The organism is uncultured Mediterranea sp., assembly GCF_902493215.1.
GTDB lineage: Bacteria > Bacteroidota > Bacteroidia > Bacteroidales > Bacteroidaceae > Bacteroides.
Genome location: NZ_CABUOL010000018.1, coordinates 40,586 through 62,148 on the forward strand (window position 1 = coordinate 40,586; position 21,563 = coordinate 62,148).

14 protein-coding genes and 1 pseudogene are annotated in these 21,563 nt (G+C 45.3%); 5 read left to right on the top strand and 10 right to left on the bottom strand.

What is annotated here, in order from left to right; all coding sequences use genetic code 11:
• Positions 1–182: 182 nt before the first annotated feature.
• Genes RDO88_RS10695 through RDO88_RS10705 form a run of 3 tightly spaced genes read left to right on the top strand, consistent with a single transcriptional unit; the run spans position 183 to position 6,888 of the window.
• A complete protein-coding gene (locus RDO88_RS10695; protein ID WP_307759361.1) occupies positions 183–1,715 on the top strand; it encodes a M60 family metallopeptidase in 1,533 nt (510 codons plus the stop codon).
• A 17-nt stretch (positions 1,716–1,732) separates the two neighbouring features.
• A complete protein-coding gene (locus RDO88_RS10700; protein ID WP_307759362.1) occupies positions 1,733–4,690 on the top strand; it encodes a metallophosphoesterase in 2,958 nt (985 codons plus the stop codon).
• A 56-nt stretch (positions 4,691–4,746) separates the two neighbouring features.
• The gene (locus tag RDO88_RS10705; RefSeq protein ID WP_307759363.1) at positions 4,747–6,888 is read left to right on the top strand and encodes a right-handed parallel beta-helix repeat-containing protein; all 2,142 of its coding nucleotides are present in this window, start codon (positions 4,747–4,749) and stop codon (positions 6,886–6,888) included.
• A 563-nt stretch (positions 6,889–7,451) separates the two neighbouring features.
• Here RDO88_RS10705 and RDO88_RS10710 read toward each other — a convergent pair.
• From RDO88_RS10710 to lptB, 3 genes and pseudogenes are all read right to left on the bottom strand, one after another.
• Positions 7,452–10,049: an ATP-binding protein gene (locus RDO88_RS10710; RefSeq protein WP_307759375.1), complete on the bottom strand. Its 2,598-nt coding sequence runs from the start codon at positions 10,047–10,049 to the stop codon at positions 7,452–7,454.
• A gap of 624 nt (positions 10,050–10,673) precedes the next feature.
• A pseudogene (locus tag RDO88_RS13560) lies at positions 10,674–11,441 on the bottom strand (two-component regulator propeller domain-containing protein); the annotation flags it as partial.
• Between the two features lie 50 nt (positions 11,442–11,491).
• Positions 11,492–12,247 carry an LPS export ABC transporter ATP-binding protein gene (lptB, locus tag RDO88_RS10725; RefSeq protein WP_307759365.1) on the bottom strand — a complete coding sequence of 252 codons (756 nt, stop codon included), beginning with the start codon at positions 12,245–12,247 and terminating at the stop codon, positions 11,492–11,494.
• 77 nt (positions 12,248–12,324) lie between these two features.
• On the opposite strand from lptB, the gene RDO88_RS10730 reads away from it, so the two are divergent.
• Positions 12,325–13,068, top strand: a complete 744-nt coding sequence (locus RDO88_RS10730) for an ABC transporter permease (protein ID WP_307759366.1) — start codon at positions 12,325–12,327, stop codon at positions 13,066–13,068.
• Between the two features lie 31 nt (positions 13,069–13,099).
• A complete protein-coding gene (locus RDO88_RS10735; protein ID WP_307759367.1) occupies positions 13,100–13,870 on the top strand; it encodes an ATP-binding cassette domain-containing protein in 771 nt (256 codons plus the stop codon).
• A 196-nt stretch (positions 13,871–14,066) separates the two neighbouring features.
• Here RDO88_RS10735 and RDO88_RS10740 read toward each other — a convergent pair whose 3' ends face one another.
• The 7 genes from RDO88_RS10740 to RDO88_RS10770 all read right to left on the bottom strand — a co-directional run bounded on the left by RDO88_RS10740 (position 14,067) and on the right by RDO88_RS10770 (position 21,341).
• Entirely contained in the window at positions 14,067–14,720 is a 654-nt protein-coding gene (locus RDO88_RS10740) for a response regulator (RefSeq protein ID WP_307759368.1), read from the bottom strand.
• Positions 14,721–14,725: 5 nt separating this feature from the next.
• A complete protein-coding gene (locus RDO88_RS10745; protein WP_307759369.1) occupies positions 14,726–16,966 on the bottom strand; it encodes a tetratricopeptide repeat protein in 2,241 nt (746 codons plus the stop codon).
• Between the two features lie 159 nt (positions 16,967–17,125).
• Positions 17,126–18,439 carry a ribosome biogenesis GTPase Der gene (der, locus tag RDO88_RS10750; RefSeq protein ID WP_307759370.1) on the bottom strand — a complete coding sequence of 438 codons (1,314 nt, stop codon included), beginning with the start codon at positions 18,437–18,439 and terminating at the stop codon, positions 17,126–17,128.
• A gap of 46 nt (positions 18,440–18,485) precedes the next feature.
• A complete protein-coding gene (era, locus tag RDO88_RS10755; RefSeq protein WP_307759371.1) occupies positions 18,486–19,367 on the bottom strand; it encodes a GTPase Era in 882 nt (293 codons plus the stop codon).
• 84 nt (positions 19,368–19,451) lie between these two features.
• The gene (locus RDO88_RS10760; protein ID WP_307759372.1) at positions 19,452–20,459 is read right to left on the bottom strand and encodes a beta-ketoacyl-ACP synthase 3; all 1,008 of its coding nucleotides are present in this window, start codon (positions 20,457–20,459) and stop codon (positions 19,452–19,454) included.
• 114 nt (positions 20,460–20,573) lie between these two features.
• Positions 20,574–20,759 carry a 50S ribosomal protein L32 gene (gene rpmF / locus RDO88_RS10765; protein ID WP_022164345.1) on the bottom strand — a complete coding sequence of 62 codons (186 nt, stop codon included), beginning with the start codon at positions 20,757–20,759 and terminating at the stop codon, positions 20,574–20,576.
• A gap of 12 nt (positions 20,760–20,771) precedes the next feature.
• Entirely contained in the window at positions 20,772–21,341 is a 570-nt protein-coding gene (locus RDO88_RS10770; RefSeq protein WP_307759373.1) for a YceD family protein, read from the bottom strand.
• Positions 21,342–21,563: the final 222 nt, after the last annotated feature.

Sequence of the window (21,563 nt, forward strand, 5' to 3'; positions counted from 1 at the left end):
TATTTTACACTACTTTTCCCGTGGAATTACAGCGACAGACGTACCTTTGTACAAAAGGAAACTATCAAATATGAAATAAAAATAAATAATATTCACCTTTAGGGAACAAACGTTCCCTAAAGGCTATATTTGAAGAACTCAAACAAGTAGATTACAAGCATAAACAAAAATTCAAAAAAGGCATGAAAACACTAAAGACATGGACCGTGGCTGCACTGTGTTGCATCGGTACTACCGTTTTCGGGCAAACGCCCTCGTATTCCACCCAAGCCATCACAGAAGACTTGGATTTCTTCAGCGACTGGACCGCTTCGGAGCTGGCAGAAGGCTTCAAGACCAAAAAACTGAAAGGATTCAGAAGTCCGCTGATGAAACAACTGGCCGAACAGCTGCAGGCCGGCACCTATCAATCCCGATATCTACTGAACAGTTACAAACCCATTCCTTCAAACAAAGTATTGGAGAAATCTCTCAAACTTTATAACGGATACAGCCGTTATGAGAACATCACCGGAGTATACCTCGAGCAAGGAGAAAATGTGGTACTGGTGGGCGACCTACACGGACGTGACATAAGTCTGCTTATCCCGAACTGGATGAGACAACCGACTCCTGGATTTGAAGCGACCAAAGATCCGGAAGGATGGGGACTGAAGAAACAAACCATAGCCCTGCACGAAGGAGTCAACGTCATTTATGTAGAAAAGGCCGGTAATGTATATCTCGACTATTTTGCCGACGATCCTGAAACCGCACCCGCTGTTACCATCCATTTCGTAACGGGAAAAGCCAACGGATACTTTGACGCAGCCACACAGAGCAATGAAGACTGGAAACGTCTGTTGGACCAGGCTGTAAGTCCCGTTATGGATGTAAAGACACGCTACATGCAGCTGGCCTATCCGATAGAATTCCTTAAGAAGTTCAGATATGAAGACGGGAAGGAACTGGCCGAAGCCTACGATAAGATCATGGAACAGCAGTATACCTTCAATGGAGCTGTGAAATACAACCGAATCCCTCCCAAACGTATTCTGGCACGTGTCAACTTCAACTATTTCATGTTCCGAGACGGTGACGGCGTTGCCTTTTTGGGTAATGAAAGTACCATGAAATCGGCTCTCGGCCCGAACATTTACAGCGACTGGGGTGTAAACCACGAAATAGGGCATGTTATGCAGATGAGCCCGCAACTCACTTGGGGAGGCATGACAGAGGTAAGCAACAACCTCTTCACGATGTACGTGGCAACCAAAGCCGGAAAGCCCAGCCGGTTAAGCCAAAGCAAGAATTACGAAAACGCCCGCAAAAACATAATCGAAGCCACAGAGAAGCCGTTCATCATGTGTGTGAAGGACCCGTTTGAAAAGCTGGTACCCTTCTGGCAGCTTCATCTGTATGCACAGGAAAAGGGATACGCAGACTTTTATGCTGACCTGATGGAATACATGCGCAACCATCCCGACAAAGGACGAGGCAATGCATCCATCAACAACATGTATGAATTCATCAAAGTATCATGCGACCTGCTGAAGACTGACCTTACAGATTTCTTCGAAGCGTGGGGATTCTTCGTGACCGGTACATTCGAAGTAGGCGACTACGCAAACTACAAGTTTGACATCACTCCCAAGATGATTGAAGAGACCAAACAATACGTTGCCGGGAAAAAGTATCCTAAGCCGGAAAAAAATCTCACATTGTTGACGGACTAACATAATTCAGAAGACCTATGAACAATCTACATGAAAAGAACAAGACATATTACAGACGGGCAATAAAGCCCGGCATAATACAAAGTATCCTATTATTCCTGTTCATCACACTGTCTTACACATATCCCACGTACGCACAGAACGACTGGATTCCCCAACATCCGCGCCTGCTGTTTACCTCCAATGAAGAAATTCAAGTCAGAAAGCTCATCAAGGAGAATCAAGAAGCTCAGGAATTGGCCCGTTTCCTGAAAAATAGAGCAGACTCACTTATTACGCTGGCACAAATTCCTTACGAAATGAACAGGTACGGTAACATGCTATATACATCCAGAGCCTACGTAGAACGGTTGGGGATACTGGCATTGGCCTACCGCCTTTATGGAGAGAAAAAGTACCTGAATGCAGCAGAACAAACATTGCAATGGGTCTGCAATTATCCAAACTGGGATCCCAAACACTATCTGGACACCGCAGAAATGACAACTGCAGTAGCAATTGCTTACGACTGGCTCTATACAGCCTTGCCTGCCAGCACCAAAAAGCTGGTCAAAAAAAGCATTTACAAGAATGCTATTTCCAGAGTATTGCAAGAATATGAGAAGGGGGGACCGGGCAGCTGGGCCAAACGTGAGACGAACTGGAACGTAGTGTGCAACACCGGCATGGTGCTGGGAGCACTGGCTGTAGCCGAGGATTATCCTCAAGAGGCCCGTACCATTCTGGAAAATGCCGCCCGTTTCATGCCCAACTGCCTGAAACATTTTGCACCGGACGGTGTATGTTACGAAGGCCCCTCCTATTGGGGATATACAGCCAGTTATTTGTCACTCTATCTGAAGGCAGTAACCGACAATGGAGGCGATAAAGGAAAAATCGGACAACTGCCCGGTATCGAACATACAGCACTCTACTACAAGCGCACCCTTTCGCCGACCGGACGGATATTCAATTTCGCCAATGCCCACGAAGAAGCCCTCAACACACCTGCATTTTTCCTTTTCAGCAAACTATACCATCAATCGGAAGTGGCCGAATGGTATCGGGGGGAAATCAAAAAAACTATCCGGCAACAACAACCGCTACACCAATTATTCTATCTTTCACTGCCCTGGTACGACAATACACATCCTAATCCACTGGCTGCACTGCCCAAACTGGAAGTGTATCACAACAGCATCAATGACATCATTGTAGTCAATGGCAAACGAAATGTACAAGGCTCCATTTTCCTTACAGCCAAAGGTGGAGAACCCATGCAGGCACACCAACAGATGGACTGCGGTACATTCGTACTGGAAAGTGAAGGTGTACGCTGGACAGACGATTTGGGTTCTGACGATTACAACCTGCCTGGCTTTTGGGACTACAAACCGGGAGGACAACGCTGGAAATACTTTCGCAATAACAACCTGTCACACAACACCATCAGTATCAACCATCAGGTACAATATGCAGCTGGAAAAGCCTTTGTTTGTGAGGAAAAAACAGATATCGACCAACCATACGCAAAACTGGACATGACTTCCTTGTATAAAAACCAGGCCGAATCCGTGTTCCGTACATTTACTCTGACCGATGACCAAACCGTAGAAGTAAAAGATGAGATCAAGCTTTCTGATACTCAATCAACCGTATCATGGTCGGTCATTACAAAGGCAACTGTCGAGACCAATGGCAATAAAGCACATCTGACCCATAACGGCAAACATTTTTATATACAAATCGTTTCACCAACGAATGCCACTTTCACATCGCGACCGGCACAGAACACTTCGCCCAAGGAATATCCGATACGGAATACAACCATACTCGAGGCCAACTGTACCTTTGACCAGCCAGATGCCACCATCAAAGTACGCATGAGTAGTCGCCCATTCCTTGAAATAGCCCATGGCCCCTACCTGCAGGAAGTGACGACCGACGGAGCGACATTTGCCTTCCAGACGTCCCAGCCCTCATTCTCGTTCATTGAGCTCAAAAAGGAAGGTGAAGAAGATTCAAACAACTATGCCGGTTCACAGCATGGACTGAAACAGGCAGATGCAACCTTCTTTGCCATCAGGGCCGAAGAGCTGCAACCCAATACGACCTACCAATACCGCATACATGCCAAGGAAATCAAATCATTCCAGCCATACAAGGTGGTGTTTGGAGACAGTATCGCCTCACCCTGGTATACATTCCGTACCATTGACCCGAAACAGAAAGGGGGCTCCATCTTCATTACCAGTGACATGCACAGCAACCCGAAGCTGTTGAAAAACCTGTTGGAACGATGTGACTATAAAACCTGTACTTCGTTCTTCTATGCCGGCGACATGATGAACTACATGACCGAAAACGGTGAACATCCGTTCACATCGTTCATCGATACTAGCGTAGAAATGTTTGCCACCTCCATTCCGTTTGAGTTCGTGCGGGGCAACCACGAAACACGCGGAAACATGGCCCGTATCTTCCCTTCCTTCTTCCCCAAACAGAACGGCAAGATATACGGCAGTTACCTGATGGGAGACGTCATGGTCATCATGCTCGACACGGGTGAAGACAAATCTGACAATCATCCGGTCTATGCCGGACTGACGGACTTTGACAATTATCGCAGTGAACAAGCCCGCTGGCTGGAAAAAGTCGTAAAAAGCAAGGAGTTCAAGAAAGCCAAATACAGAATTGTCATTTCGCACTTTCCACTGGTAGTCGACAAGGATTGGGAAAAGGGAACTACCTGGAAAGGTTGCCAAGACGCAAGCCGGAAGTTCCTGCCCATACTGAACCGTGCCGGCATCGACCTGATTGTGGCAGGGCACACCCACCGTTTCTTCTATCATGAACCTGAAGAATCTGGCAACCAATGCCCTGTACTGGAACAAGGAGCCATGTGTGCCACCCGTCTTGACCTTGCCGACGGCAACATCCATATCAAGGTCATCGGGAAAAACGGTGAGATACTATTGGATAAAAATCTGAAATGACCAGTTCCACCTTTATATAGATAGATCAATATCATCCAACTCCAAGGAAAAATAAAATGAAAAAGACAATCACAACCCTCTGCCTGTGCCTGTCCATCCACACAGGCATGCAAGCGGACGAAACGGTCTACCTGTCGCCCGCAGGAAACGACCTGGGAAAAGGTACGGCAGAATCGCCCTACTACTCCCTGAACAAGGCCATAGAGAACCGGCTGACAGGAAAAGCCGCAGACGACACTCTGTTCATCAGAGTGATGGAAGGAACGTACCACATGAAAGCCCCGTTCCGGATTGAACAAGCCAACTCCAGACCTGTCGTCATTCTGGCAGACAATCCGCAAGCCAAACCCGTCTTTTCAGGTGGTATCACAGTCGGCGGATGGGAAAAATACGGAGACAAGCTCTACAGAGCATACATTCCGGAAGTGGTGCAATATGGAACCAACTTCGAACAGCTGTACGTCAACGGAACCCGAGCCGTGCTGGCCCGTACGCCGAACGACGGCTGGTACTACGTGGACGGGACTTCGGAAACACAGTTCACCCCCGGAGTGCGCTATGCCGACTATGCCGTGCAACGCATAAACTTCCGGCCGGAAGACTGGAAAACGATAAAGGGTAAGCAGACGGACGAGCTGTCGCACCTCAAGTTCCGTTTCTACCACAAATGGGACATCACCCTGCAAAAGGCAACGTATGTGGAACCGGATTCGGCCTTCATCTACATGCAAGGCAAAGGCATGCGGCCCTGGAATCCCATCCGTAAAGGTTCAAGATACGTCATGTACGACTATATGGCCGCCCTCGACATGCCCGGAGAGTGGTTTCTAGACCGAAAGGAGGGATATCTCTACTACATGCCCCGGCCGGAAGAACAGATGGAAACGGCCGAATGCTTCATTCCTCTGCTCTCCCAACTTGTCACTGTCAAGGGGAGCAAGCAAGGAGTGGTAAAAGGCGTGTCGTTCCGGAACATCGTCTTCAGCCACACCCTGCACAACATGCCTGAACAGGGCGAAGATCCTTTTCAGGCCGCCGCACCGGTAGAAGCCGCCCTCTCGTTCGACTACGCGGAGAATATCAGCCTGTACAACTGTGAAGTGAGCCATACCGGCGGATACGGCATCTGGTTCAGACAGGCATGCCACCACAACCGGATAGAGCACTGCCTGCTGTCCGACCTGGGAGCCGGCGGCATCAAAATAGGGGAACCTTACTTCAGGGACGACCCTACAATGATAAGCAGCCACAACACGGTGGACAACAACATTATCGTACATGCAGGACGCGAGCTGCCCTGCGGTGTGGGCGTTGCCATTTTCCACAGCAGTGACAACCGTGTGACCCACAACGAAATAGCCGACCTGTATTATTCGGGCATCTCCGTGGGATGGGTATGGGGATACAACCAGTCGCCGCTGCTCTGGACCATGCACGTCAACCTGCGGGGGGAAGTGGAATACCTGCAAAAGGAGCTGACCAACCCGGCCGTACGCAACCTGATAGCCTACAACCACATCCACCACATCGGCTGGGGTGAGCTGTCGGACATGGGAGCCGTCTATACCCTTGGCGAATCGGAGGGAACCGTTATCACCCACAACGTGATACACGACGTGCTGACCTACGACTACGGCGGATGGGGGCTCTACACGGACGAAGGATCGACGGGTGTCACCATGACCAACAACCTCGTTTACCGCTGCAAAAGCGGAGGTTTCCACCAGCACTACGGTAAGGAGAACCGCATAGAGAACAACATCTTTGCGTTCGGCCACTACTTCCAGGCACAATATACCCGTCCCGAAGAGCATTTGTCGTTCCACTTCAGGCACAACATCATCCTGCAAGAGCGCGGTGCCACTCTCTCGGGAGCATGGGAAAAGGGACGGACGGACATGGATTACAACCTGTACTGGCATCTGAACGGAAGTCCCACGTTCGGAAAACAAAGTTTTAAAGAATGGAAGAAAAGTAAAGAGCCCCATTCCATCTGTGCCGACCCGCTTTTCAAGGACCCGCAGAACGATGACTATAGCTTTGCTTCAAAGCGCAACATACGCAAAATCAAGTTCCGCCCCTTCGACAGTTCGGCAGCCGGCGTCTACGGCGAAGCCTCCTGGAAGAAGCAGGCACAGCTCTCGCCCGAGGTATTGGAAGCCTTCGAGCAAAGAGCCAAAACCATCCTGAAAGACTGACCGAGGACACACTGACGCAGACGTGTCCAAAGAAAACCGCCCGACCATTTGCTGTCGTTTTGTCCCGAAAGGCGGCAAAACGACAGCAAAATACTGGTTCGGCTGACAGACCCTCCTTTCCAAAAGTTGCAAACAGGCCGCCAAACAGACCTTTCAAGGCACTTATATCCCGCCTGAAGCGCACATTCTGACGACAAAAAGCAGGAATCCCGGCAGAAGAACGTATGTTTTCTGCCGGAAGAATGTATGTTTTCTCACAAAAAGACGTATGTTTTCGAGGAAAAGAACGTATGCTCCCAACCAATAACGGCCTTTTTATGGGGGAGAAACAACTTTTTCACGAAGAAAAACGACTTTTCCACCCACTTTCCCCTCTATTTTATTTGTAAGGATTTCGCTATTCCATTGAATACAAGCGTATAAGTTCATTCCGTCTTCATTCTTTTGCAACTCCTCTCCCTGCGCCTCGAAATACGCGATTCTCAGCCGATAGAAAATACAAAATGTCATTTTGGTAAATACGTCTCTCCTGAAAAAGAGCAGAATCTGAGGCAAGGCAGTCTTCAGCCCTGCCTGTACTCCTGCGGCGTGCGGTTGAACGAAGCCTTGAAACAATGGCGGAAATACCGAAGGGAGTTGAAACCAACTTGATAGGCAATCTCCGTAATCTGCATTTCCGGATTTTGTTTCAACAAATCGGCAGCCACCTTCAGGCGTGCATTCAGGATATATTCATTCGGAGTGACAAAACTCAGGGCTTTCAACTTATTATAAAGCGAACTGCGGCTGACACCCAACTCACGGGCCAACTGGTTGACATCGAACTCGGGTTCGGACAAATGATTCCTGACAATCTCATCCAAACGGGCCAAGAACTCCGAATCTATCGGTGTCAACGCCAACGCCGGTACATCGGGTTCGGCAACGCCAACCGGTTCGGGAACAGCCGTACCAAACTTCTTCTTCAGCAACTTCCGGTTGCGCAACAGATTGGCAATCCGTCCCAACAACAGTTTGTTGTTGAACGGTTTTTCGATATAGTCATCGGCTCCGCATTGCATGCCTTCCATCTTGCTGTTGTCTGAAGTCATGGCCGTAAGCAGAATGACCGGTATATGGCAGAGGTCGAAGTTGTTCTTGATTTTCATACACATCTCCGTACCCGACATGACAGGCATCATCACATCGCTCACAACCAAATCGGGAGCTTCGTCCACCACCTTGTCGTATCCGGCCTTACCGTCCATTGCAATAATGACCCGATAGAGCGGTGACAGCAAGTCGGTCAGTATCTGCAACAATTCCTCGTTGTCTTCAACCAACAGGACACACTCCCGAGCTTCACCGGCCGACTCTTCAGACACTCCGCCTGAAGGCAGAACCGCCTCATCGGCTTCCTGCGTTTCATAACAGACAGACAACCCGTCTGCCGTTTCCGGCTCCGCAGCATCCCAAACCACATTATCGTCGCGCAGGAAAGGGTTCTCTTTGGGCAAGGTTACTGTAAAGACGCTACCATATTCCACAGCGCTCTTCACACCAATCGTTCCGTGATGAAGCTCCACAATGCCTTTGGCCAAAGCAAGTCCGATGCCGCTACCGGGTGACGACACTTCGGCATTCACCTGATAGAAACGGTCGAAGATGAAAGGAATGGACTCTTGAGGAATTCCTTCTCCACTATCCAGTACCTTGATTTCGATACATTCCCCTGCATCTACCAACTGCAATTCCACCTTGCCGTCGGCAGGCGTATATTTCAGAGCGTTGGACAGCAGGTTGGAAACAACCTTCCTCAACTGGCGGCTGTCATACCAACAGAACTGTTCAGAGACATCCGAATGGAAAGCCAAACAGATATGCTGTAACTGAGCTTGCGGCTGGAAATCATCGCATATCCGTTCCAAATACTCTACAAGATCCGCCTGCCCGACATGCAGCGTCAGTTTACCACGCTCCATCTTCCTGAAGTCCAGCAATTCGGAAATCAGTTCACGGAACTGGAAAGTATTCTTATAAACCTTCTGCAAGCGGGTGCGTACAAACGGAGAAAGCCCCGACGAGTGTAACAAGGCTTCCAGCTGCGATATAATCAGCGTCAGCGGTGTACGGAACTCATGAGAGATATTGGCAAAAAACTGAAGTTTGGCCTGAATCAGTTCCTCATTCTTTTCTTTTTCCATCTTTTCCTGAGCCAAAGAAGCCCGCAAGTGTACACGAGCCATCCAGTTGCGAACAAGGAAACTGACAATCCATACAAACAAGGCTACGTACAATGTATAGGCCCACCACGTAGCCCACCAAGGCGAATGAACGACCAGTGGCAATTCAATAGTATGAACTTTGTCACGTTCGCTCAACTTCTTCTCGCGCACCTTCAGTATATATCTGCCCGGATCGAGATTGGTATAGAACAGTGTGTTACTATAAGTTGTATTCCACTTCCGGTCGAATCCCTCCAGACAATACTCAAAAATTTCCCGATCGGAGTTGTCGATATAGCTGTTCGAGGCAAACGAAATGGAAATGTTGTTCTCGTCGTATGCCAGATGCAACTCCGAAACGAAAGGCAAGGCAACCGGTAAAACTCCTTCTTTGTCATGGGCTGTCATGAGCTTTCCGTTGACAGAAAGAGACGAAAAATACAGATTATGCTCGGGCAAAGGCTCGAACAACGAAGAAAAGGCAAAGGCTGTCATGCCTTCCGAACCTCCTACCAGCACTTCACCATCGCGACATACAAGCAAGCCACAGCCGTCGTTTACGGCCGACAAATGCAATTGGTTTTCCGCATCGAGTATCTTCATATCACCCGTCTGGGGATGATAGCAAAGGACACCACGGTCTGTCAACAGAATCAGATAGCCGGAAGCATGAAAACGCATGTTATAGATATAATCGGCACCTGCGATGGGACAATGCTCAAAACGGTCAGCATTTCTGTCATAACGATACAATCCCGAACCTGTTGTCCCCAAGAACAGAGTTCCGTCAGCCGACTCCGCCATTTTAGATACCATAAACTTACCCAAACCATTCTGTCCCAATTCATAAATACGTTTATCCTGAGGATGTTTCATATCAATCCGAACGACATCTCCCCGACGGGCTATCCACAAACGAGACAATTCATCCATAAACATAGCCACTCCTCCTCTCATGGTTTCTGCAATACCAGAACTAAAATAGTGTGGTACATCATCATTTGTTCTCGATTTCATCCACACCCCTCTGTCGGACAACAAAAGCAAACTATCGCCGTACAATATTATTTCTGCAAACGAAACACCATTCTTTTGAAAATCTGAAAAATCCTTTACCTGCCCTGTTTGAATGTCAAAGCTCAAAAAACCTTGCTTGTGCGTACCAACATAAAGACAATCCAAATCCGGATCGTAAACGATACATTTCAAGTTTGGGAAAAACGGACTTCCATTCTTTCCGGACAAATAATGTGTGAAAGAATCTGTTTGCTTGTCCCAACAATTCAAGCCTCCCCCTTCGGTACAAATCCATACATTACCCCGTTTATCTTCCACCATATTACCAACATAAGGAAAACTTACCCCTTCGCCACCATCAACATTTTCGGAATAATGTCTGAAAAGATCAGCCTCCGGGTGAAAATAATGTACGCCTCCGTAATAGGTTCCTACCCAAATAGTAGCCTGTTTGTCCTTGTACAAAGAAAAAATAGACGAATGTTTCAAAGCACCGGGTGCCATATCTTTCCGATAACACGTTAGCTGACCATCCTGACTAATTTTATTCAAACCATTAAAGGTACCGATCCAAATACTTCCTTCACCGTCTTCCACAAAACAACGGACATCGTTGCTGGAAAGAGAAAAATCATCCTGAACCGTCCACCCGCCACCTGAATCAGCTTCTACCACATACATCCCTTCACGAAAAGCTGCAACCCACATACGATTCTTACTGTCAAGATAAAGAGAATAGACTTTTACTCCAGGCAAGACACAAACCGGCTGCTTATCTCTATCAGACACTCGAAACAAGCCGGACATGGTTCCTATCCAAAGACAACCATCCTTTCCTGCATAAAGATTTGTAACAGAATAACCTGCAGGCATGCGGTAAATGAATGAGAAGCAATTTTCCGAAGCTTTCCAACGAAAAATACTGTCACGAACAGCCGTCCAAACATTATGACCATCAGAGAACAAACAAGAGACTTTGAGCCGCAAATCATGGAAAGTTTCCTGCCGTACGTCATAGCGGACCAAATTACCATCGGACGTAAAAAAGACATTTCCCTGCCCACTGACCAGATTGTGCACTTCATTTCCCAGGAAACTATTATCTCTTATCAAAGAAGGTTTATAAACGGTCATTCCATTGCCATCGTAACAACTCAAACCTTCGAGTGTACCAAACCACATACGCCCCAGTTCGTCCTGACAGATGGAAACGACTGAAATTTGCGAAAGGCCGTCGCTCTTGCCCAGATGCTTGAAATAAACATTACCACACAGCAAACGGGACATTATAGAAAAAAATATCAGAAACCAAAGTCTTTTCATCAGTATCATCCAATCGTATAAGGTCTAAAAAGCACCGTAGAACGGCATTAAAAACATAGTTACACCATAAAATCTTTCCGACGCAATACAAAACTGTTACTCAAATACTTCTCACGTACAATCTGATTCTCGGCCAGTTCTTCGGGTGTACCTTGGAACAGAATCTTTCCTTCGAAAAGCAAATAGGCGCGACTGGTAATACTCAGCGTCTCCTGTACATTATGGTCGGTAATCAGAATACCGATGTTCCTGTCCTTCAGTTTCCAGACAATCTGCTGGATGTCTTCCACCGCAATGGGGTCTACACCGGCAAAAGGTTCGTCCAGCATGATGAACTTGGGGTCAATGGCCAGGCAACGGGCAATCTCCGTACGACGCCTCTCACCTCCCGAAAGTTGGTTACCCTTGTTCTTACGCACTTTCTGAAGACGAAACTCGGCAATCAGGCTTTCCAACTTGTCCTTCTGATAATCCAAGGGTTTGTTGGTCATTTCAAGAACAGAAGCAATGTTGTCTTCCACACTCATCTGGCGGAATACGGAAGCCTCTTGTGCCAAATAACCGATTCCCGTCTGCGCACGTTTGTAGACAGGATAATTGGTAATGTCAAGGTCATCGAGAAAAATGCGTCCTTCATTCGGCGTAATCAATCCAACCGTCATATAGAACGACGTTGTCTTACCTGCTCCATTCGGTCCCAGCAATCCGACGATTTCGCCCTGCTTGACATCGAACGAAACATGACTCACTACGGTACGTTTCCCGTATTTCTTCACCAGATCTTCCGTGCGAAGCACCATCTTCTTCTCTTCCATACTTGCGTTAATTTGCCGCAAATGTAACAAAAATAAAAGATAAAGCCGTACATTTGCACACAAATACTTATTAGATTATGATAAAGGCTCTAAGAACGGTTGGAAGATACTTCATGCTGATGGGACGCACATTCTCACGTCCCGAACGCATGCGCATGTTCTTCCGCCAATACCTCAACGAAATAGAAAAGCTGGGCGTAAACTCCATCGGTATCGTACTGCTGATATCGTTCTTCATCGGCGCCGTCATCACTATCCAAATCAAGCTGAATATCGAAAGTCCTTGGATGCCAAGATGGACAGTAGGATATGTGACACGCGAGATCCTGTTACTGGAGTTTTCTTCGTCCATCATGTGTCTGATTCTAGCTGGTAAGGTAGGATCGAACATCGCTTCCGAATTGGGCAGTATGCGTGTCACACAGCAGATTGACGCACTGGAGATTATGGGTGTGAACTCTGCCAGTTATCTGATACTGCCTAAAATCTTTGCAATGGTCACAACCATTCCGCTATTGGTAATATTCAGCATCTTCTCCGGCATCATCGGTGCTTTCGGTACCTGCTGGTTTGGCGGCATCATGACTGCAACAGATTTGGAATATGGTCTGCAATACATGTTTGTTGAATGGTTTATTTGGTGCGGTATCATCAAATCCTTGTTTTTTGCCTTCATCATTGCCAGTGTATCGGCCTTTTTCGGTTATACGGTAGACGGCGGTTCTATCGAGGTAGGCAAAGCCTCGACCGACTCGGTAGTAACCAGCAGTGTACTGATTCTTTTTGCCGACCTGATACTGACCCAACTGCTGATGGGCTAAGCCATCTTTATTGAATATTAAATCAAAGAATATGATAGAACTGAAAGGACTCTGCAAGTCATTCGAAGGGAAAGACGTACTGACCGACATCAGCGCCACTTTTGAAAACGGTAAAACCAACCTGATTATCGGTCAAAGCGGATCGGGAAAAACGGTACTGATGAAGTGTATTGTAGGGTTGTTGACTCCTGAACGGGGCGAGTTGCTCTATGATAACCGCAATTTCCTGGTAATGGACAAAAAAGAGAAAAAAGCCCTGCGGAGAGAAATGGGAATGATATTCCAAAGTGCTGCCCTATTCGATTCCATGACAGTATTGGAGAATGTAATGTTTCCTCTGAACATGTTCAGCAATGATACCCTGCGCGAACGGACACGCCGTGCCATGTTCTGCCTGGACCGCGTCAATCTGACAGAAGCCAAAGACAAATTTCCCGGTGAGATAAGCGGTGGTATGCAAAAACGTGTAGCCATAGCCCGTGCTATCGCATTGAATCCACAATATCTGTTCTGTGACGAGCCAAACTCCGGTCTGGATCCGAAAACTTCGCTTGTGATTGACGGGCTGATTCAGGACATCACCCGTGAATACAATATGACCACCCTCATCAATACCCACGACATGAACTCAGTAATGGGTATCGGTGAAAAAATTATCTATATTTATCAGGGACACAAGGAATGGGAAGGTAGTAAGGACGACATCTTTACATCGACCAATGAACGGCTGAACAACTTCATTTTCGCTTCTGATCTGTTCCGCAAAGTAAGAGAGGTTGAAATACAAAACATTGAAGGATAAAAAAGGCGGTCGGGAAAAACTCCGGCCGCCTGTTCCAACTAAAACCAGTTAATAGAATTGACTATATCATCGCGACATATATGCAACTGTTCCTTCTTTGGGGAACAATTCTTCAATTCGCAACAAATATACACGATAGCTTCCAAACAAAAATCACGGGAAACCGTGACAGTATAAAAAAGAGTATAAAAAAAGCTCAATGGATGTCAATCCAACCGGAAGCTACTGCTTTCATAACCAAATCAATACTATTTTTCGCGTCAAATTTGTTGATAAGCCGACGACGAAAAGTCTCTACTGTATTCTCTGTCACATTTAAACTGGAAGCTATTTCAAGCGTACTCATCCCCTGTGCAATGGCCCTCAATACTTCAAGTTCACGATTGGTAGGTTTATCCTTAGCATGCATCCGTGCTGAACTGCGATGAAGTTGCTGGCGAATCGACTCAAAACGAGCACAAGTATAACTTTCTCCTTCCAAGACTCGCAATACAGCCGCTTCCATCTCACTACTGTCCACACTTTTCAGTAGAATAGCATTCACACCACTTTTAGCCAACCGATTGACCATCCAAACTTCCTCATGCATGGTATTGATTATAATGCGGGCATCGGCATTCAACTGACGTATCAATGCAATGAGATCAAAGCCTGACATATCCGGCATGCTTACATCCAGGATGTAAAGATCGTAGTCACGCTTGGCTATCAGTGCGGACGCTTTCGTTCCTGATGTCACAGCATCGGCTACACAAACTCCAGGTATGCGATTTAACACACGACAAATTCCCTCGAGTATCAGGCTATGATCGTCAACGACAAGAATTTCCGCAACACTCTTCTCTTCCATAACAGTTAATTTTCAAAATTATCCAAACTAACACATACATGAATTTTCGTACCCGCTCCAAGTGCCGTATTGACGGTCAAGGTTCCACCAATGGCCTGTACCCGCTGGGCTATATTACGCAAACCGATTCCTTTGCTACGCCGAGAAGCATCGAAACCACAACCATCATCTGCAACCTCTATAGAAACCACTTGTTGTTCGAGAGCAAGACGCACACGAATCATCGTTGCAGACGCATGCTTCACTGCATTTCCCACCGCTTCCTGCACAATACGATAAAACTCAAAACTCAAAGCCTGCGGCAACAAAGTCCAATCAACTCCATCAGTAGCTTCATAAGATATGGAAAGTGTCGCAGGCAACTGGAGATGGTGTACATAATCGTCAAGCATCTCATGAAGTGTTGCGTATTGAAAGACGGGAGGCATCAACTCATGAGAAATCGTACGCAGACGTTGTCGGGTTTCTTCAAGTAGTCCCAACTGACGATCGAAAACTCCGGTAGCAGCAGCTTCAGAAGAACGAACCTCCATACTGAGCGCCAGCAGGTTGTTACAAACATCATCGTGCAGTTCGGTAGCAATACGCGTTCGTTCACTTTCAAGTCCATCAATATATCGCCGGGTAAGACGCTGCTCAGTTTCTTGTTGAAGAGCGAGGAATTGTTGTTCCTTTTGCCCGACAGCCTGAGCCAAACGAGCCATTTTAGTACGTTGCCGCTGTCGGGTATAAAGCAGAAAGACCAGTACAATCAACAATACCCCCATAGCAGTACCGAAAATAATACGACGTTCCAAAGAACGGGCATGTTCTTCTGCACGCATCTGCTCAAGACGCAAAATTTCCAGTTCTTTTTCTTTCATTCCGTATTTGACCGAGAAATACGTCAAACGACTGGTATTCTCTTCCTGAAACATGGAATCGCGCAATGCATAGGCTTTCTGAAGATTCTGTAAAGCGTCTTCTTCCCTATGTATGGCTCGATAACAGCTGGACAAATCAGCATAAAGTTTATAATCCTGTGTGTCACGGTAGCCGGCATTAAGCATTTCAACCAACTTTTTATAATAAGAAATAGCTTCAGCATAATGCCCCTGACTTTGCAGCACCACTCCTTTCACACGATAGTAACGATAAAACTCGACATCTGTATGCATTTCAGATGTCAAACGATCGAGTTTCTGCAAATAACCGGCTGCAATATCCTCCTTTCCAATTTGAACATAAATATTGGCCAGGAAACTATATGCTTCACACAAGCGACGGCGATTATTAATCTTCTCAAGCAAAGCTGCCGCCTGAAGAAGATGTGCTATTCCCTCCCGTTCACGACCTTTGATGGAGCATTTCACAATCCCAAGATTCACCAGACAAGTACCTTTCATATGATCGTTTCCAAGCCGATTGGCATATTCCAATGCCTTTTGGGACATGATCACCGCTTCATCATACTGCTTCCACTCACTGTACACAGTAGAAAGGTTACCATAGATATAAGCAGCTGTTCTATAGTTGTTCTGTGCCTCACACAAACGAAGCGCCTCTTCAAAATGGCTTAAACATTCTGCCAACTTACGCTGACGGCGATAAAGAGTCCCCAACTGATTGAGGTTCTCAATCAACATGGCAGTATCACCCGCAACTTCAGAAGCCATACGGGCCCGTTCAGTATAGACCAAAGCTGAATCGGTCTGCCCTTCATATAAAAAAGAACTGGCGTAGTTTGTAAGCATCGTCCGATAAGTTTCTCCCAATTCAGATATTCCGCGAGCAGCAGCCAGCCCTTTGCTCAGATAATAACGCGCCGAATCATAATGAGCATCAATATTAAAATAATAAGCCAAGTCGGATACTGATTCTACCAACCAACGACGTTCACCAATACGTTCAGCAAGAGCAATAGCTTTACGCTTTAAAGCATAACCTCGCTCGTAATCGGCTTGTAGAAAGTGAGCCTCACTTTTCCAAGCATAATATTCCAAGAAACAACGCACAGATCGGGTACGCAACCCCAATGAATGTAGGGAATCGGCATAGGAAGAAAGTATATCAGCATGATTGCCATTCACATAACAGAACCGACATACTGCAGAATAGGTGTCAACAGACGGAGCTGCAATCGCACGATGCAACAGACTATCCAACGTACGATCTTCAGCAGAGCACATTGAACTGTACTGCCACAAAAAAAGCAGCAGCAAACATAATATTCTTCCGATTCTCCTCATAAACCCTTCTTCTGTCATTATAGTATCGGTGGCAAATATAATTATTCTATACCGAAACAGACAAATTAGAGAGATTATTTCCGCAGTTAATTTCCATTTTATTCCATCAATATACAAAAAAGAGACAAAGTTCAAGGTATTTCCTTCAACTCTGTCTCTTTGAAGAGCAAGTTTATTTTATTTTTGACGAATATAAATATTGATAGGAGTACCATGCAAACTCCACTTTTCACGCATCTTATTCTCAAGGAAGCGCCGATAAGGCTCTTTGACATACTGCGGCAAATTAGCGAAGTAAACAAAAGAAGGTACTTGCGTATTAGGCAATTGTGTGATATATTTAATCTTAATATACTTTCCCTTGTTCGAGGGGGGCGGATAAGCCTCAATCAGAGGAAGCATTTCTTCATTAAGACGGGCAGTAGGTATACGCGTCATACGGTTATTGTACACATCACGAGCTTCTTCAAGAACTTTAAGAATACGCTGCTTGGTAAGAGCTGATGCAAAAATTATAGGGAAATCGGTAAAAGGAGCAAAACGGTTTCGGATAGCTTCTTCAAAAGTTTTCATCACTTTGACCGTCTTTTCTTCTACAAGATCCCACTTGTTAACCACAACCACCAATCCTTTTTGATTCTTCTGTATCAATGAAAAAATATTCAAATCCTGGCTCTCAATACCTCGCGTAGCATCAAGCATCAAAATACAAACATCCGAATTTTCAATTGCACGGATAGAGCGGATTACAGAATAATATTCAAGATCTTCATTCACTTTGTTTTTCTTACGTATACCCGCCGTGTCAACCAGATAGAAATCAAAACCGAACTTATTATAACGAGTATAAATGGAATCACGTGTAGTACCAGCTATTTCTGTTACAATGTTTCGCTCTTCTCCAATAAACGCATTGACTATAGATGATTTTCCTGCATTCGGCCTACCTACCACTGCAAATCGGGGGATATCCTCATCCAGCAACTCATCCGTCTCCTTACGGAACTTGCTGACAATAAGATCCATCATATCGCCTGTACCACTACCCGTCATTGCTGAGATACAATACGGATCTCCCAAACCCAAACTATAAAATTCTGGCGCATTATACTGCAATTCATTGTTATCAGTTTTGTTTGCAATGAGGAGTACAGGCTTTTTGGCACGGCGAAGTATCGAAGCGACAGCCATATCCAAGTCTGTCACCCCATTCATTACATCAACAACAAAAAGAATGACATCAGCTTCATCCACAGCCATCAGGACCTGTTTACGGATTTCTTCTTCAAAAATATCATCCGAATTGACCACCCATCCTCCAGTATCTACCACGGAGAATTCACGTCCCAACCATTCGGCCTTACCATATTGCCGGTCACGCGTAGTACCAGCTTCCTCATTCACTATTGCCTGACGAGTCTTAGTCAAACGATTGAATAAGGTCGACTTGCCCACATTGGGACGTCCAACTATTGCAACTAAATTTCCCATACTCAAAATTTAAATTATCGACCATCACGGTCGTTGTTCTATTAAACTAATCCAGCTGATAACCAAAGTTACGCAATTCTTTATCAGAATTACGCCAATCTTTGTCCACTTTTACAAAAGTTTCCAAAAAAATACTCTTTCCAAAAAACTTTTCCAAATCACGACGGGCCTCAGAGGCAACCTTCTTCAGTGCACGCCCCTGCTTACCTATAATAATGCCTTTTTGTGATTCACGTTCCACATAAATCACAGCATTGATATGTATATTCGTCGCTTCTTCCTTAAATTGTTCCACCACCACTTCTACTGAATAAGGAATCTCCTTATCATAGTAAAGCAAAATCTTCTCGCGTATAATCTCATTCACAAAGAAACGAGCCGGCTTATCAGTCCATTGATCCTTATCAAAATAAGGCGGCGAATCCGGCAACAATTCCTTTACGCGTCTCATCACATAGTCTACATTGAACTTTGTAGCTGCAGATATCGGAATGATTTCAGCTTTTGGTAGCAACTCTTTCCATTGTTCAACAAGCACAATCAAAGATTCCTGATTGCTTAAATCTATTTTATTAATAAGCAAAAGAACAGGAACGTCCATTTTAGATACCTTCTCCACAAACTCATTATGCTTGTCAGGCTTCTCAACCACATCTGTCACATAAAGCAACACATCAGCATCGGTCAATGCTGATGTTGAAAAATTAAGCATAGACTCCTGCAATTTATAGGAAGGCTTCAGTACACCGGGGGTGTCCGAAAACACAATTTGCATATCATCCGTATTATAAATACCCATAATGCGGTGACGAGTTGTCTGAGCTTTGAAGGTTGCAATAGATATTCGTTCGCCTACCAAAGCATTCATCAGCGTAGACTTTCCAACATTAGGATTACCCACGATATTTACAAATCCGGCTTTATGCATAAACTTGTCTATTTAAACTATGAAAAAAAAACGCATCGAATTCAGGAAAATAGGATGCGTTTAATGTTTATATTTTAGGATTGATTACGATTCCTTCTTACCATCATAACCCCACTTAACGTACACAGCTCCCCATGTAAAACCAGCACCAAAAGCAGTGAAAATAAGATTATCGCCTTTCTTCAATTTATCTTCAAAATCCCAAATGCAAAGTGGAAGCGTACCGGCACTGGTATTACCATAACGTTCGATATTAATCATCACTTTCTCATGTGGAACTTCCAACCGATGGGCTACTGCATCAATAATACGGAGATTAGCCTGATGCGGAATTACCCAACTGATATTATCTTTATTCAATCCGTTACGCGCTGCAATCTCTGCACTTACATCCGACATGTTCGATACGGCATATTTAAATACCGTCCGCCCCTCTTGATATATATAGTGCATATGATTATCAATTGTAAAATACGAAGGCGGGCAAACAGAACCTCCAGCTTTCATATGCAAGAACGGAAGTCCTTTACCGTCCGTGCGAAGTATAGAATCCAAGATTCCATATTCCTCCGTAGTAGGCTCAACCATAAAAGCAGCTGCACCATCACCAAAAATCGGACAAGTAGAACGATCGGTATAATCAACCATTGATGACATTTTATCAGCACCAACAATAATTACCTTTTGATATCTACCCGAGCGAACAAAGTTAGCAGCTGTTTCCAGAGCATACAAAAAACCACAACATGCAGCCTGCAAATCGAAAGCAAAAGCATTCTTCAGACGAAGCTTGTCACACAAAATTGAGGCCGTAGACGGAAAATGATAATCGGGAGTCGTAGTTGCAACAATCACCAAATCAATATCGTCGGGATTGGCACCTGTACGTTGCATCAGCTGCTTGGCAGCCTTGCGAGCCATATAGGAACTTCCCAATCCCTCTTCATTAAGAATACGTCTTTCCTTCACACCAATACGTGTCATAATCCATTCGTCATTGGTATCCACCATTCTGGATATTTCGTCATTGGTCAAGACGTAGTCAGGAACATATCCACCGACCCCTGTAATTACAGCATTTATTTTTTCCATTAAATTCTTCGCTAAAAAACATCTGATAAAGGAATCCGAAAAGTCATTCCGACCTCAATCGGCATGACTTTCCAGACACCTCAATACAAGTACAAGTCAAGACTTACTGTTCTATCAAACAGCAGCCTCTTTTTCAATAGCAAGCTTTCCTCTGTAATAGCCGCAAGCGCTACATACAGTGTGATACACATGCCATTCGCCACAATTCGGACAAATAGCCAATGTAGGAGCTACAGCTTTATCATGAGTTCTTCTCTTTGCTGTTCTTGTCTTTGACTGTCTTCTCTTAGGATGTGCCATTTTCTTAAAACTTTAATTGTTATCTAATATTTTCTTTAATTCATTCCAACGAGGGTCTATCGGTGTATCTACAGTTTCATCAGAGCCACTTTCCTCCTCAGCTTCCATAAATTCTTCATCATCAGAAGTTGTCCTCAAATGCTTACCCAACTTCCGGCTCATTTCCTTATTGCATTTTCCAGGCGCATGTACATGTTTCATTGGGATAGCCAATGCAACGAATTCATACATAAACCATGCGACATTTATCACACCTTCTACTTCAGGGATAATAATCAGGTTATCGCCTTCTTCAGCATATTCCGTACCGAACTTCACAATAAGTTTGTCTGCAGATGTAACAGGCTGTTCCATATCATCCAAACAACGATCACATGGAACCAGCACAATACCTTCAGTCTGAAAATTCAACTCAAAAGCTTGCGAAGTACGCTTCACCGACAAGACAACATTGACTTTACCCTTTTGGACTTCTGGTCCGTCTATATTGGCAAAGAACTGGTTGTCAAGCAGGAATTCATACCGACATGAATCAGTCTGCATTCCCTTCAAGTCTATCTTATATTTATCAAACTTTCCCACAGCTATTCCTTTCAATTACTGCAAAATACAAGCAGATATAATTCGGGCGACAAAGATACAAAAAAATATCCTCATCGCATAACCCTAGCAAAAAAATGTTCGATATTTATCTGTTTTTAAATAAGTCAAGGAAATCCGGGCAAATATAGCAAAAAGAGTCCAATCCGCCAAACGCAGAAAGTCCCCCGTAACATACTTGTTACGGAGGACTTCTCAAGAAAA